General features: G+C 66.4%; 13 protein-coding genes. 5 read left to right on the plus strand and 8 right to left on the minus strand.

Annotated features, from left to right (window positions below):
• Positions 1-37 precede the first annotated feature (37 nt).
• The 3 genes from FIV09_RS02970 (at position 38) to FIV09_RS02980 (ending at position 3,337) form a co-directional block, all read left to right on the plus strand.
• Positions 38-799, plus strand: a complete 762-nt coding sequence (locus tag FIV09_RS02970; RefSeq protein ID WP_152448594.1) for an NAD kinase — start codon at positions 38-40, stop codon at positions 797-799.
• A 423-nt stretch (positions 800-1,222) separates the two neighbouring features.
• Positions 1,223-2,731, plus strand: coding sequence for a heme peroxidase family protein (locus FIV09_RS02975; protein WP_152448595.1), 1,509 nt, complete (start codon positions 1,223-1,225; stop codon positions 2,729-2,731).
• A gap of 87 nt (positions 2,732-2,818) precedes the next feature.
• Positions 2,819-3,337: a DUF421 domain-containing protein gene (locus FIV09_RS02980; RefSeq protein ID WP_152448596.1), complete on the plus strand. Its 519-nt coding sequence runs from the start codon at positions 2,819-2,821 to the stop codon at positions 3,335-3,337.
• A gap of 35 nt (positions 3,338-3,372) precedes the next feature.
• On the opposite strand, the gene FIV09_RS02985 is transcribed toward FIV09_RS02980, so the two are convergent.
• A complete protein-coding gene (locus FIV09_RS02985) occupies positions 3,373-5,265 on the minus strand; it encodes a propionyl-CoA synthetase (protein WP_152448597.1) in 1,893 nt (630 codons plus the stop codon).
• A 213-nt stretch (positions 5,266-5,478) separates the two neighbouring features.
• The gene (locus tag FIV09_RS02990) at positions 5,479-6,159 is read right to left on the minus strand and encodes a sulfotransferase domain-containing protein (protein ID WP_371417746.1); all 681 of its coding nucleotides are present in this window, start codon (positions 6,157-6,159) and stop codon (positions 5,479-5,481) included.
• Positions 6,160-6,296: 137 nt separating this feature from the next.
• On the opposite strand from FIV09_RS02990, the gene FIV09_RS20300 reads away from it, so the two are divergent.
• The gene (locus FIV09_RS20300; RefSeq protein WP_172975612.1) at positions 6,297-6,452 is read left to right on the plus strand and encodes a hypothetical protein; all 156 of its coding nucleotides are present in this window, start codon (positions 6,297-6,299) and stop codon (positions 6,450-6,452) included.
• 80 nt (positions 6,453-6,532) lie between these two features.
• On the plus strand, positions 6,533-7,561 hold the full coding sequence (locus FIV09_RS02995) for a hypothetical protein (protein ID WP_152448598.1): 1,029 nt from the start codon (positions 6,533-6,535) through the stop codon (positions 7,559-7,561).
• A 74-nt stretch (positions 7,562-7,635) separates the two neighbouring features.
• On the opposite strand, the gene FIV09_RS20305 is transcribed toward FIV09_RS02995, so the two are convergent.
• The 6 genes from FIV09_RS20305 to FIV09_RS03030 all read right to left on the minus strand — a co-directional run bounded on the left by FIV09_RS20305 (position 7,636) and on the right by FIV09_RS03030 (position 13,335).
• A complete protein-coding gene (locus tag FIV09_RS20305) occupies positions 7,636-8,604 on the minus strand; it encodes a hypothetical protein (protein WP_172975613.1) in 969 nt (322 codons plus the stop codon).
• Positions 8,605-8,672: 68 nt separating this feature from the next.
• Complete coding sequence (gene upp, locus FIV09_RS03010) at positions 8,673-9,314, minus strand: uracil phosphoribosyltransferase (protein WP_152448601.1); 642 nt, start codon at positions 9,312-9,314, stop codon at positions 8,673-8,675.
• Complete coding sequence (locus FIV09_RS03015; protein ID WP_152448602.1) at positions 9,311-10,333, minus strand: adenosine deaminase; 1,023 nt, start codon at positions 10,331-10,333, stop codon at positions 9,311-9,313. Before FIV09_RS03015 ends, upp begins: the two co-directional genes overlap by 4 nt.
• Complete coding sequence (locus tag FIV09_RS03020; protein ID WP_152448603.1) at positions 10,333-11,541, minus strand: phosphopentomutase; 1,209 nt, start codon at positions 11,539-11,541, stop codon at positions 10,333-10,335. Before FIV09_RS03020 ends, FIV09_RS03015 begins: the two co-directional genes overlap by 1 nt.
• Positions 11,542-11,620: 79 nt before the next feature.
• Positions 11,621-12,943: a thymidine phosphorylase gene (locus FIV09_RS03025; RefSeq protein WP_152448604.1), complete on the minus strand. Its 1,323-nt coding sequence runs from the start codon at positions 12,941-12,943 to the stop codon at positions 11,621-11,623.
• Positions 12,943-13,335, minus strand: coding sequence for a cytidine deaminase (locus tag FIV09_RS03030; RefSeq protein WP_152448605.1), 393 nt, complete (start codon positions 13,333-13,335; stop codon positions 12,943-12,945). The genes FIV09_RS03025 and FIV09_RS03030 overlap by 1 nt, the downstream gene beginning before the upstream one ends.
• Between the last annotated feature and the right edge of the window lie 205 nt (positions 13,336-13,540).

A 13,540-nucleotide genomic window follows, 5' to 3' on the forward strand; every position in this document is an offset into this window, starting at 1 on the left:
GTTCGGATCAAGAAACGGTAGGACAGGACGGCGCGGAATGGGGCTCAGGATCGCTTTCGCGGCATCGAACGCGCCCATCGCGCAATCGGCCAAGGCCGCTTTGTCGCGGCGATACGGCGATCATGCCGAGGCGCAGGCGGACGTCATCGTGGCGCTGGGCGGCGATGGCTTCATGCTGCAGACGCTGCATCGCACGCAGGATCTGGCCGCGCCGGTCTACGGCATGAACCGCGGCACGGTCGGGTTCCTGATGAACGAATATTCCGAACACGGTCTGCCCGAACGGCTGGAGGCGGCGGAGGAAGCGGTGATCAATCCGCTGTCGATGCATGCGACGCGCAAGGATGGCAGCGTGCAGGACGCGCTGGCCATCAACGAGGTGTCGCTGCTGCGCGAGGGCCCGCAAGCCGCCCGTCTGCGCATCTCTGTCGATGGCAAGCTGCGCATGGCCGAGCTCGTCTGCGACGGCGCGCTGGTGGCGACGCCCGCGGGCTCGACCGCCTATAACTACTCCGCGCACGGGCCGATCCTGCCCATCGGCTCGGACGTGCTGGCGCTGACGGCGATGGCGGCGTTCCGGCCCCGGCGCTGGCGCGGCGCGCTCCTGCCCAAGACCGCGCATGTCAGCATCGAAGTGCTCGATCCCGACAAGCGGCCCGTCATGGCCGAGGCCGACAGCCGATCGGTGCGCGACGTGGTGCAGGTCGATATCCGCTCCGCGCCGGAGATCGCGCATCAGGTGCTGTTCGATCCGGGTCATGGCCTCGAGGAGCGGCTGATCCGCGAGCAATTCGTCTGAGCCGAAGGACGTGATCCGGTGCGCTTGATCGGGTGGAGCAAGTTGCGGGGCGCAGCTTGCGCATCTCTGGCCCGCTGATCCGTGCCGGATCATCGCGCGGGCCGGGCAAGCCCGGCAGCGCATGGCGGAGACGAGCGATCACTGCAGGCACGCGGCGGCGCATCTGTCGGCGTGAACACGCCCAAGGCCCCATGCGCGAGGCGAGGTCAGGAAATCCCGAATAGGGCGAATCCGCGTTTTGGTGTAGGGTGGAGAGGCTTTTGAACCAGTGACCGTCGCTTTCCGACGGTATGTTTTTTCGAACGAGGGGCCGTTCTTTTTTCAAACGGTTCTCTTCAGTCGGTGCTTTTTTTGAACGAGTGGCCGCCCTGTTTCAGGCTGCAGATTTTTTGAACGATCCATTTCATCAAGGGAGGCTTTGCCATGGCGCACGGCTCAACGCATTTTGATATTCTCGCCCCGAAATCGAAGTTCTACCAAGGCCCCTTTGGGCGCATCTGCGGGGATCTGCCCGCCTGGGAGAGCCCGTTTTCCGATGACGAGCTTTTCGACATCGCCAATGACAAGATGGTCGAGCGGCCCGGCAAGAAACCGGGCGATCTTGCCGCCGATCCCGGCGCGATCGCGGATCTTGAGGCCGAGTTCAATTCCGAGATCCCGGCGGGCTACACCTATTTCGGCCAATTCGTCGATCACGACATCACCTTCGATCCAGCCTCCTCGCTGATGCGGGCGAATGACCCGAACGGGCTTTTGAACTTCCGCACGCCGCGGCTCGATCTCGACAACCTCTACGGGGCGGGGCCGGACGATCAGCCCTATCTCTACGACCCGACGGACAAGGCGAAGATGGCCATCGGCGAGGTGGCCGGGTCGCCGGGATTGCCCGATCTGCCGCGCTTTCACGACCGCGCCCTGATCGGCGACATGCGCAACGACGAGAACGCGATGGTCAGCCAGCTGCAACTGGCGTTCCTGCTGGCGCATAACACGCTGGTGGACCGGGCCCGGGCCGAAGATCCCGCCGCCGATATGCACACCGTGTTCGAGCGTGCGCGCCGCACGTTGCGCTGGCTCTACCAGCATATCGTCTGGTTCGATTTCCTGCCGCGCGTGCTGATCGACGACATCGTCAAATGCGCCCTGACCCGAGAGAAGGTCTGCGGCGGACGGCAGGTCTGGAAATGTGGGCTCGACGATCTTTATTCTTGGAAGAACCAGCCCTTCATGCCGGTCGAGTTTTCCGTTGCCGCCTACCGTTTCGGCCATTCGATGGTGCGCAACGGCTATCAGACCAACAACCCGGTGCGCGGCTTCGGCAATTTCGCGGCGATCTTCGACAATACCGGCCCGGCGAACCCGGACGATCTGCGCGGCTTCCGGCCCATATCGCCGGAAAACTCGATCCAGTGGGACTGGTTCCTGCCGATGCAAAGCTCCACGGGGCCGTTCCCGCAACTGGCGCGCAAGATCGACACCAAGCTCGCGAATGCGCTGGCCTTCCTGCATGAAGGCCCGGCGGGCGATGCGCTGAACGTGCTGGCCTTCCGCAACCTCAAGCGGGGCATCGCCTTCGGCCTGCCCTCGGGCACGGATGTGGCGAAGAAGTTCTGCGTGAAACCCGTGACGCTGAAGGAGGGCGAGCCGGACGCGCTGTGGTATTACATCCTGCGCGAGGCGGAGGCCAATGGCGGCAACGGGCTGGGGCGTGTGGGCTCCATCATCGTGGCGGCGGTTTTTGCCGGATTGCTGAAGGGCGATCCGTGCTCCTGGTTCACGCTCGATCCGTGCTGGACGCCGAAATCCGATCCGCTTCTGCGCGACGGCGTGGACAACGTGGATGATGCGAACTGGACGCTGGCCTCGATCATCCGCCTTGCGGGTCTGAAGGCCGACGGGATCGGATTCGAAGTGGAGGGGGCTGCCCCCTGATCCAGACCTTGAGGTCAGCCGATTGCCCGGGCGAGGGAACAGCCGCGCCCGGGCGATGGTTCGTTCTCAAAGCGGAGGGACGCGGACATGGCTGAATTTCTGGATATGCTTCTGAAGACGGTGGCTATCATGGTCACGATCATCGCGCTGACACGGGTCTTGGGGCTGCGATCCTTCTCCAAGATGTCGGCCTTCGACTTCGCGGTGACGGTCGCGATCGGCTCGGTGCTCGCGGGGATCGTCAGCACGCCCGACGCGAATGTCTGGAGCGGGATCGGCGCCATCGCGGCCCTCTATGTCTGGAAGATGGCGCTGGCCCCGCTGCGCACGCATTTCGACTGGGTGCGGCGCCTGGTGGACAGCACCCCGGTCTTGGTGATGCGGAACGGCACGATCCTCTGGGCCAACATGAAGCGCGCCCACATGACCCATGACGACCTTCTGGCGAAGCTGCGCCAGTCCAACGTGCACGATCTGAGCCAAGTCCGCGCCGTTGTCGTCGAAAGCACCGGGGTCGTCAGCGTGATGCATGGCGGACCGGAGGACGAGATCGACGACTATCTTCTGGCGGATGTGCGGATGGGTGAGGCCGGGAGCGGCGCCTGACCGCTCCCGACCCTGTCCGACTTTGCCAGCCCGGCTTAGCCCTTGGGATACCCCAGCGTCTTCAGCGCCTCGCGCATTTCGTCCACGATGGCCGGATCGTCGATCGTGGCAGGCATGCGGAACTCCTCGCCATCGGCGATATTGGCCATGGTCCGGCGCAGGATCTTGCCCGAGCGGGTCTTGGGCAGACGGTCCACCACGCGGCAGAGCTTGAAGGCCGCCACGGGGCCGATCTGGTCGCGCACCCGCTTGACGCATTCGGCCTCGATCTCGGCCTCGGGGCGGTTCACGCCCTTGGTCAGGCAGACAAAACCCATGGGCAGCTGGCCCTTGAAATCATCCGCCACGCCGATCACCGCGCATTCGGCCACATCCGGATGGCCCGCAAGCACCTCTTCCATGGCTCCCGTGGACAGACGGTGCCCCGCGACATTGATGACGTCATCGGTGCGCGCCATGATGTAGAGATAGCCGTCCTCGTCCACGCGGCCCGCATCGCCGGTCTCATAATAGCCGGGGAAATGCGACAGGTAGCTTTTGCGGAACCGCTCGGGCGCGTTCCAGAGCGTGGGCAGCGTGCCCGGCGGCAGGGGCAGCTTGATCGCGATGGCGCCCAGTTCACCCGGGGCGACGGGATGGCCGCCTTCGTCCAGAACCTGCACGTCGTAGCCCGGCATCGGCACCGAAGGAGAGCCGATCTTGACGGGCATCTCCTCGATCCCGGCGGGCATGCCCGCGATGGTCCAGCCGGTCTCGGTCTGCCACCAATGGTCGTAGATGGGCTTGCCGGTCACGCCCTGCGCCCATTCGATCGTGTCGGGATCGGCGCGTTCGCCCGCAAGGTAGATCGCCCGCAGGCCCGAAATGTCGTGGCCCTTCATCATCTCCGCCTTGGGATCCTCGCGTTTCACGGCGCGGAAGGCGGTGGGGGCGGTGAAGAAGCTTTTCACGTCATGTTCGGCGATCACCCGCCAGAAGGTGGAGGCGTCGGGCGTGCCCACGGGCTTGCCCTCAAAAAGCACGGTGGTGTTCCCGGCAATGAGCGGGGCGTAGACGATGTAGGAATGGCCCACGACCCAGCCCACATCGGAGGCGGCCCAGAAGACCTCTCCGGGGTTCACGTTGTAGATGTTCTTCATCGTCCAGTTCAGCGCGACGAGGTGCCCCGCCGTGGGCCGGACCACGCCCTTGGGCGCGCCGGTCGTGCCGGAGGTGTAGAGGATGTAGGCCGGGTGGTCGCCTGAAACGGGGGTGCAGGGGGCGGGCTCGGCCCCGCGGGCGAAGGCGGTCCAGTCGTGATCGCGGCCTTCGGTCAGCTCGGCGGCCAGCTCGGGACGCTGGAAGACCACCGTGAAATCGGGCTTGTGCTTTGCCATCTCGATGGCGCCATCGAGAAGCGGCTTGTAGGCCACGGTGCGGCCCGGCTCGATCCCGCAGGAGGCGGCGATCACCGCCTTGGGCTGGGCGTCGTCGATCCGCACGGCGAGCTCGTTCGAGGCAAAGCCGCCGAAGACCACCGAATGGATCGCGCCCAGACGCGCGCAGGCGAGCATCGCCACGGCGGTTTCGGGGATCATCGGCATGTAGATGATGACACGGTCGCCCTTTTCGACGCCACGGGCGGCCAGCGCGCCTGCGAAGCGCGCGACCTGCTCCTGCAACTCGGCGTAGCTGATATGGCGCTTGGTGTTGGTGACGGGGCTGTCGTAGATGATGGCGGCCTGATCGCCACGGCCCGCCTCCACATGCCGATCGACGGCATTGTAGCAGGTGTTCACCTGCGCCTCGGCAAACCATTCGTAGATATGGTCGCCGCGATCGAAGAGCGCCTGTTTCGGGGCCTCGACCCAATCGATGGCGCGGGCCTGTTCCAGCCAGAAGCCTTCGGGATCGTCCTTCCACGTCTGGTAAACCTCGGCATACGACATGCCCATTCCTCCTCACTCCTGTCCTCGACACTTGTGTTAGGCGTCGGCGGGCTGGTCTGGCAAGCGCGGAGACGAGACCGATGCCGGATCGACTGTCGGAATTTGCAGATTGGCGATGTTAGCGCCTGCAAATTTTTGCAAATACGGGGTGATGGTGCGGTCAGAGAGTAAAGTTCTGCAGACTTTGCAAATCACGGCTTTGCAGCCTTGGAATCACTCGGCCTCGAAGCGGTAATCGAAGCGGTCGATATCCTGCGCGCAGAGGGCCGCGACGCGCGCGCGGGTCCGGTCATCGTAATAGCCGCGCCAATCCGGGGCCCGGTCGGACCGGTTCGCATGCGGTATGTCCAGTTTGAAGCCCAAGTGCGCCTCGAAACCGGCCACGTCCTCGTGCAGATGTTCGAGCCGCAGGAACAGCGCGCGGGCCTCGCTGCGATCGGACCACGTCACATAGGAAGCATAGGGCGACCGCGCGATGGCAGCGGCATTGGCCGGATCGTCGAGAAACCCCGGAAAATCGGTGCGCCTGGCCAATGCGATGGCGGGGTGGTCGAAATCCTGCGCGCGCGCCCAGTGGTAGTAGCTGACCATCCGCGCCCAGGGATTGCGGATCAACGTGACCACCTGCAGATCGCGCAGTACGTCTTGCGGCAGCGCGCCTTCGATATCCGCCAGGGTGGAGTGCTTCCAGAGCCGTCCGCGTGGCTCGAGCGACTTCAGCCGACCGCGCCGGGCCTTCGCCTTCGGTGTGTCGCCGATGAGGATATCGTCGCGATGCGCCCGCGCCTCCAGCGCCAGGGCCAGCGAGGTGCCTCCGGTCTTGGGAATATGCACGAAGATATAGCCGCGGCCGGGCGAGATGATCATGCGGCGCAGGATAGGCACGGTACTCACAGGCGCAAGGTGCAGACCGCGACCGGGGCAGGCGCGCCGGGCCAAGCCTTTGTGATGATGTCGCACTGGTCGGAACGCGGCGGCGCGTTACTTCGCGATCACGGTCCCCTAACAGGCGTCAGCCAAAGGAGTTTGCCATGATCAAGGACAGCCAGTCCCCGCAAGCCGACACGCGCAAGCCCAGTTCCGAAAGCGCAGAGCAGGTCGCCGATCTGCGCGGACAGACCACGACCAAGCGCGATCAGTCCGAACATCGCCGCCATCAATGGCTCTACGAGGATCTTCTCGCCTGAGCCCTCGGTGACATTGCCGAGCCTCCGCCCCGCGTGATAGCGTCCCGCGACCACATGAGGCAGAGCAGCCCCGGCAGAAGATGACAGCGCTTACGCAATATCAACGCCTTGAAGCGTCGGGCCTCTGGCGCGCCGATGCCGAGGCGCAGCGCCGCGAGGTCGTCGTCTCCATGGGGGATGCGAGCCTCACGATCACCGACATGAAGGATCAACCTGTCGCGCATTGGTCGCTGGCAGCTGTCCGGCGGGCCACGTCGAAGGGCGATCTGCCGGCGATCTATCATCCGGACGGGGATCGCGGCGAGACGCTGGAGCTGGACGCAACCGCGTCGGACATGATCGCGGCCATCGACAAGGTGCTGCGCGCCATCGAACGCAGCCGCCCGCGCCCCGGAAAATTGCGGCTTTGGATCAGTGGCGGCATCGCGGGGCTCGCGGTGCTCACAGCCGTGATCTGGTTGCCGGGCGCGCTGCTTGATTATTCCTCGGACGTGGTGCCGCCGGTCAAACGGAACGAGATTGGCACGGCCTTGCTCGACCGGATCACGCGGGTTGCGGGCCAACCCTGCACCGCGCCCGAGGCAGAAGAGGCGCTGCGCGCGCTCGGTCGCCGGGTTCTCGGCCCGGAGCGCGGCGGCGACCTGGTCGTCCTGCGGGGCGGCATCGCCCAGACGGCACATCTTCCGGGCGGGCGCATTCTGCTCAATCACACGCTGGTCGAGGATCCCGATGATCCCGACGTGACCGCAGGCTACATCCTGGCCGAGGCTGTGCGCGCGAAAGGGTCGGACCCGCTGGTCGATCTTCTGGAAAGCGTCGGGCTCTTTGCGACGCTGAAGCTGCTGACGACCGGGGAAGTGCCGCCAGCCGCGCTTGATGCCTATGCGGAGGATCTGCTGTCGACGGCGCGGGCGCCCGTCGATCCGGCCGTGCTGCTGCCTGCCTTTGAAGCGGCCGAGCTACGGTCCTCGCCCTATGCCTACGCGCTTGACCTGACGGGCGAGTCCACCCTCAACCTCATCGAGGCCGACCCCCGCGCGGCAGAGGGCAGTCGTCTGGTCCTGACCGATGCGGAATGGGTGCGCCTGCAGGGCATCTGCACCCGCTGAGCGACGGCCGCGCGTGCGCCAGCGATGTGCGTGATCTTGGATGGCAGCGCGCCGGAGCGCGGCTGCCGCCCTCCTCAATTCGTGGTTTTCAGGGTCACGATTGCAGGCTTGATCCGGTGACGCGGCGCGTTGACCACCAATCTCCGCGGCACGGTGTTGGTCCACACCTCCTGCGTTGCGAAGAAGCCGCTCATCGTTTGGAAGGCCCTGTAGGGGTTCAGGCGGTCGTCGTCCCAGGCGCGCTCATAGCCTTGCGGGATGACGGTTTCCTGCTCCACCGAAAGGGTCGCGTAGACCTGGTCGGGCACCATGTAGCGTTCGCCCCGCTCGGGCGTGAGACGCAGGTTACTGTCGTCATAGCCGCGCCGGATATAGACGTTCTTGCCCTCGGTCGGCTTCTCGCCGCGTCGGATCACGGTGACGTGGTTCGATTGCTGCGGGCCGCAGCGCACGGTCAGGCCCTGGTTGTTGCCGATATATTGCCGCGAGACGGCGGAGGCGCCGGGGCAGCCGCCGGGCTTCTGGGCCGTGGCCGCAGGCGCTTGCCGGACAACCGGGGCTGGGGCCGGAGCCTTGCGCACCACGCGTTGCGGTGCCGGGGCAGGGGCCGTCCGCACCACGCGCGGTGCGGGCTTGACCACTGCCGGGGCCGGTGCGGGGGCCGGACGGGCGACCCGTTGCGGCGCGGGTGCGGGGGGCGGCGGTGCGCTGCGCACGGGGGCCGCTTGCGCGGGCTCGATCGTGATCTGTTCGGCGCTTTGGGGAATGCGCGCCGCGGTGCGCGTATTGCTGGCCCCGAAGGTCGGGGTCTGCCCGCAGACATGCTGCCGCGCCCGGTTCACGCGGGGCACCCAGTTCGTGGCCCCGTCGATGCCCGCGCGAATATAGACGCAGCCGCGGCTGTCGACATATTGCCGCCCTTCGAAGGACGATGGTGGAAATTCCTGCGGCACGTCGGTGGAGCGCTGCTGCGCCTGCACATGTCCTGCGAAACCAAAAGCGGCGGCCACATAAAGCAGCGCCACGAAACGAGTTATCTTCATACCAAAGCCCCCACGGCGTTTGGTCCACGATGCCGCAACAATTAGTCCCTGTAAAGCTGTGTTATGGCTTATTTAGTTCCGAACATGCGGTCTCCGGCATCGCCCAAGCCGGGCACGATGTAGCCCTTCTCGTTCAGCCGCTCGTCCAGAGCGGCGGTCACCACGGGCACATCCGGATGCGTCTCGGCCATGCGCGCGACGCCCTCGGGGGCGGCCAGCAGACAGAGGAAACGGATATTCGTGGCCCCTGCCTTCTTCAGCATGTCGACCGCCGCTGCGGAGCTGTTGCCGGTGGCGAGCATCGGATCGACCGCGATTGTTACGCGGTCGGCGAGCCCCTCGGGGACCTTGAAGTAATACTCCACGGGCTCGAGCGTCTCCTCGTCGCGGTAGAGACCGACAAAGCCCACGCGGGCCGAGGGCACCAGTTCCAGCACGCCGTCGAGAAGCCCGTTGCCCGCCCGCAGGATCGAGATCAGCGCGAGTTTCTTGCCGTCGAGAACCGGCGCGTCCATCTCCTGGATCGGGGTTTCGATCCGCTTCGTGGTCATCGGCAGATCGGAGGTGATCTCATAGGCCAGAAGCTGCGAGATTTCGCGGAGAAGCTGGCGGAACACGGCGGTGGAGGTGTCCTTCTCGCGCATCAGCGTGAGCTTGTGCTGCACCAGCGGGTGATTGACGATACGGAGCGTGTCGGGCGTCTCGGTCATGTGGCCTCCAGTCGGTCTGCGATGATCTTGGCGGTGGCGGCATCGCAGAAGGCATGGGCCATCGCGGTGCGGTTGAGGGCGCGAAACATCTCCGCATCCCAGTGAAAGGTCCGCGCGAGGTTGCGGTACTCGTCGCGCATCGTGGTGTGGAAGAAGGGCGGATCGTCGGTCGAGACGGTCACGGGCACGCCTGCGCGGTGAAGTCGCGCGATGGGATGCGCCTTGAGGCTGTCATGCACGCCAAGCGCCACGTTCGATCCGGGGCAGACCTCTAGGCAGATGCCCGCCTCGGCCAGCCGGTCGACGAGCGCCGGATCCTCGATGGCGCGCACGCCGTGGCCGATCCGTTCGACGCGCAGATCGTCGAGCGCGGATTTGACCTCGGAGGGCCCGCGCCATTCACCTGCATGCACGGTCAGCCGCAGCCCGGCCTCACGCGCCATGTCGAAACTGTATGCGAAGTCCTTCAGATCGCCCGCATTCTCGTCCCCGCCCATACCGTAGCCGGTGATGAAGTCGCCCGCCGTCTCGGCCGCACAGAGGCTTGCGCGTTTCGCCTTGTCGGGGCCGAAATGGCGCACGCAGGTGACGATGCCGCGCAGGGTGATCCCCATGTCGCGATCCGCCTGTTCGGCGGCATCCCGGATCGCGTGCAAATATTCGCGCCATGCGCCGAGATCGCCGCCGCCGCAGAAATCGGGCGACAGGAAGCTCTCGACATAGACAACGCCGTTCCTGGCGCATTCCTCAAGAAGGGCCGTGGTCAGCCGCGCGTAATCCTCGGGGCTTTTCAGGACGGAGGTCGCGGCCTCGTAGGTGCGCAAAAACCGCTCGAACCCCGAAAACGCATAGCCGCCGCGTTCGTCGAAGACGCCGGTCAGGTTGATCGACTTTTCCTGCGCGAGGCCACGGATGAAGGCGGGCGGGGCCGCGCCTTCGTGGTGCAGATGCAGCTCGACCTTGGGCAGGTCCGCAATGGCCGCGAGGCTTTCTTCGGTATGGGGCGCGTCGTCATGCATCACAGGCGGGACTTTCCGGGGCCGGAGGAGGGGATATCGAGGTGGTCGGCGATGCTCGCGGCGACATCGGTGAAGGCGATCTGGCCCATCTCGCCCGCGCCGAGGCCCGCCATCAGAACGGGCACCCGTTCGCGGGTGTGATCCGTGCCGGTCCAGGTCGGATCGTTGCCGTGATCGGCGGTCAGGCAGAGAAGGTCGCCCGGACGCAGGCGCGGCAGCAGGCGCCCGATCTCCGCATCGAACCATTCGAGCGCGCGGGCATAGCCCGACACGTCCCGGCGATGGCCCCAAAGGCTGTCGAACTCGACGAAATTGGCGAAGGTCAGGCTGCCATCGGGCTGGCTGTCGATGGCGTCCGACAGATGGCCCATCAGTGTCGCATCATCGCCTTTGCGAACCGCGTCGATGCCTGCCATCGACAGGATGTCACCGATCTTGCCGATGGCCAGAACGTGGCGTCCGGCCTCCTGCGCCCAGTTGGTCAGGATCGGCTCGGGCGGGGCAATGGCATAATCGCGTCGGTTGCCGGTGCGCTTGAAGGCGCCGGGTTCGCCCAGGAACGGCCGGGCGATCACGCGGCCCACCCGCATCTCGTGCAGTATGGGGGCGATGCCTTCGCACAGCGCCAGAAGCGGGTCGAGGCCGAAGACTTCCTCGTGCGCCGCGATCTGGAAGACGCTGTCGGCGGAGGTGTAGCAGATAGGCCAGCCGGTCTTCAGATGCTCCGCGCCGAAGCGATCCAGCATCACCGTGCCGGAGCCGTGGCAATTGCCCAGAATGCCCTCCGTGCCTGCCAAGTCGCAGATCGCGCGGGTGACCTCCTCGGGGAAGGCGGGTGTCTGAACCGGGAAATAGTGCCAGTCCCAAGGCACCGGCAGCCCGGCGAGTTCCCAATGGCCCGAGGGCGTGTCCTTGCCCGCGGAGACCTCGGTCGCAGCGCCCCAATACCCTTCGGGCGCGGCTTCCAGTCCGGGTGCGGCCTTGCCGGAGGCCAGCGTCACCGCGCGGCCAAGCCCCAGCCGGTCGAGATTGGGCAGGTGCAGGGGGCCGGAGCGCCCGTCCTCGGCGTGGCCTGCCGCGCAGGCCTCGGCGATGTGCAGAAGCGTGTTCGCGCCGGTATCGGGCGTGCCGTCATTGAAGAACCGGTCCGCATCGGGCGCGCCGCCGATGCCGACGGAATCCATCACGACAAGAAAGGCACGCGGCATGACATCCTGCTTTGCGAATTGCGTCCCGTGCGGGGTATCGCGCGCGGCGCGCTTGGGCAAGCGCCGAAGGTGTGCCTGTTTAGTCGAGGCCGAGTGTCTCCAGCAGGACAGCGGAGGGCGCGGGAGAGGGGCCGTCCTCGGTGATGGTGATCGCGGCGAGGCAGGCCTTGGCCGCCCGGTCCGCATCCTCGATCCGGGCCGCATGAATGCGCAGGAGCGGCTGGCCGCGCGCGACCGCGGCACCGACGCCCAGAACGTCCGATAGGCCCACGGCGGGATCGACGGGATCACTTTCGACGCGACGCCCACCTCCGAGATCGACCACGGCGCGTCCCAGCGCCTCCCCGTCGATGGCGGAGATATGCCCATTGGCAGGCGCGGTCACTTCGCGGATCACGGTGGCTTCGGGCAGGAAGCGCCCCGGATTTTCCACAAAGCCCAGGGGGCCGCCTTGCGCGTAGATCATACGGCCCATGGCCTCGGTCGCACGGCCATCGGCCAGAACGCCCGCGATCTTGGCGCGCCCTGCACTCAGATCGTCCGCCATTCCTGCGCGCACGAGAAGCGCCGCACCCAGATCCGTTGTCAGGACGGCCAGGCGATTGCCCTCAGGGGCCGCACCGCGTAGCACCAGCATCGCCTCGGCCACCTCGACCGCATTGCCGAGCGCGGGGGCCACGGGAGAGTTCATATCCGTCAGGCAGGCCACAGTCGGGCAGCCTGCATCATTAGCGGTGGTCACCAGCGACCGGGCCAGCGCGCGGGCATCCTCCTGGGTTTTCATGAACGCGCCGGAGCCCACCTTCACGTCGAGAACGAGGCCCTCAAGGCCGGCCGCGAGCTTTTTGGACAGGATCGACGCGGTGATCAGATCGGTCGAGGCGACCGTGCCGGTCACATCGCGGACCGCGTAAAGCCGCGCATCGGCGGGCGCGATGGCGGCGGAGGCGCCGACGATGGCGCAGCCCGCCTCGGACACCACGCGCCGGAACGCATCTTCCGTGAGGGCAGTGCGGAAGCCCGGGATCGCATCGAGCTTGTCGAGCGTGCCGCCCGTATGCCCAAGGCCGCGCCCCGAGATCATGGGAACATAGACCCCGAGCGCGGCCAGCGCCGGGGCCAGAACGAGGCTGACGCAATCGCCGACCCCGCCCGTGGAATGCTTGTCGAGGACCGGCCCCGGCAGATCCCAGCGCAGAAGGCGGCCCGAGTCGCGCATCGCCAGTGTCAGCGCCGTCCGGCCCGCATCCCCAAGCCCGCTGAGACAGACCGCCATGGCGAAGGCCCCGGCCTGCGCATCGGAGACAGAGCCATCGGCGAGGCCTCTGGCGAAGGATGCGAGCGCTGCGGGATCGGGCTGCTTGCCCGCGCGCATGGTGTTCAGAAGCTGCGCAGGCTGCATCAGGACTTGTCCATATGCCCGGCCCCGAACGCACCGGGCAGCAAGTCGCCGACGCTCAGCGTGACCTCCTCGCCTGCAAGGGTGGCGAGTGTCACCATCACATCGGGGCGTGCGAATTCGGCGATCTTCTGGCGGCAGCCGCCGCAGGGCGGGACCGGGGCCGGGCTGTCGGCCACGACGTAAAGCGACGCGATCTCGGTCTCGCCCGCCGCGATCATGGCGGCGATCGCGCCCGCCTCGGCGCAGGTGCCTTCGGGATAGGCCACGTTCTCGACATTGCAGCCCGCATGCACCGCGCCCGAGGGCGTCGACAGCGCCGCGCCGACCTGGAAACCGGAATAGGGCGCATAGGCATTGGCGCGAACATCGAGCGCGGCTTGGCGAAGGGACATGGGGGCTCCTGGCGGTGGTGATCTTGGTCTCTGCGCGCCGGGGCAAAGCGACGCGGAGATCACAGAGTGTCCTCTGGCTGGGGCGCGCGCAACCCGGAAGGCGGCGGTTGTCCGCAGGACATGCAGCCCCGGACATCAAGCGCGGTTGCGCGGCTTCCTGTCGCAGTGAAAACGCGATAGCTCTGGATCAACGCAAAAGATGGGA

Origin of the sequence: Roseivivax sp. THAF197b (genome assembly GCF_009363255.1) — a bacterium.
In the GTDB taxonomy this organism is placed as follows: Bacteria; Pseudomonadota; Alphaproteobacteria; order Rhodobacterales; family Rhodobacteraceae; genus Roseivivax.

Excerpts from the sequence above, each read along its gene's own strand:
- FIV09_RS02970 (WP_152448594.1), top strand. The coding sequence starts at position 38 with ATGGGGCTCAGGATCGCTTTCGCGGCATCGAACGCGCCCATCGCGCAA.
- FIV09_RS02975 (WP_152448595.1), top strand. The coding sequence starts at position 1,223 with ATGGCGCACGGCTCAACGCATTTTGATATTCTCGCCCCGAAATCGAAG.
- FIV09_RS02980 (WP_152448596.1), top strand. The coding sequence starts at position 2,819 with ATGGCTGAATTTCTGGATATGCTTCTGAAGACGGTGGCTATCATGGTC.
- FIV09_RS02985 (WP_152448597.1), bottom strand. The coding sequence starts at position 5,265 with ATGTCGTATGCCGAGGTTTACCAGACGTGGAAGGACGATCCCGAAGGC.
- FIV09_RS20300 (WP_172975612.1), top strand. The coding sequence starts at position 6,297 with ATGATCAAGGACAGCCAGTCCCCGCAAGCCGACACGCGCAAGCCCAGT.
- FIV09_RS02995 (WP_152448598.1), top strand. The coding sequence starts at position 6,533 with ATGACAGCGCTTACGCAATATCAACGCCTTGAAGCGTCGGGCCTCTGG.
- FIV09_RS20305 (WP_172975613.1), bottom strand. The coding sequence starts at position 8,604 with ATGAAGATAACTCGTTTCGTGGCGCTGCTTTATGTGGCCGCCGCTTTT.
- upp (WP_152448601.1), bottom strand. The coding sequence starts at position 9,314 with ATGACCGAGACGCCCGACACGCTCCGTATCGTCAATCACCCGCTGGTG.
- FIV09_RS03015 (WP_152448602.1), bottom strand. The coding sequence starts at position 10,333 with ATGCATGACGACGCGCCCCATACCGAAGAAAGCCTCGCGGCCATTGCG.
- FIV09_RS03020 (WP_152448603.1), bottom strand. The coding sequence starts at position 11,541 with ATGCCGCGTGCCTTTCTTGTCGTGATGGATTCCGTCGGCATCGGCGGC.
- FIV09_RS03025 (WP_152448604.1), bottom strand. The coding sequence starts at position 12,943 with ATGCAGCCTGCGCAGCTTCTGAACACCATGCGCGCGGGCAAGCAGCCC.
- FIV09_RS03030 (WP_152448605.1), bottom strand. The coding sequence starts at position 13,335 with ATGTCCCTTCGCCAAGCCGCGCTCGATGTTCGCGCCAATGCCTATGCG.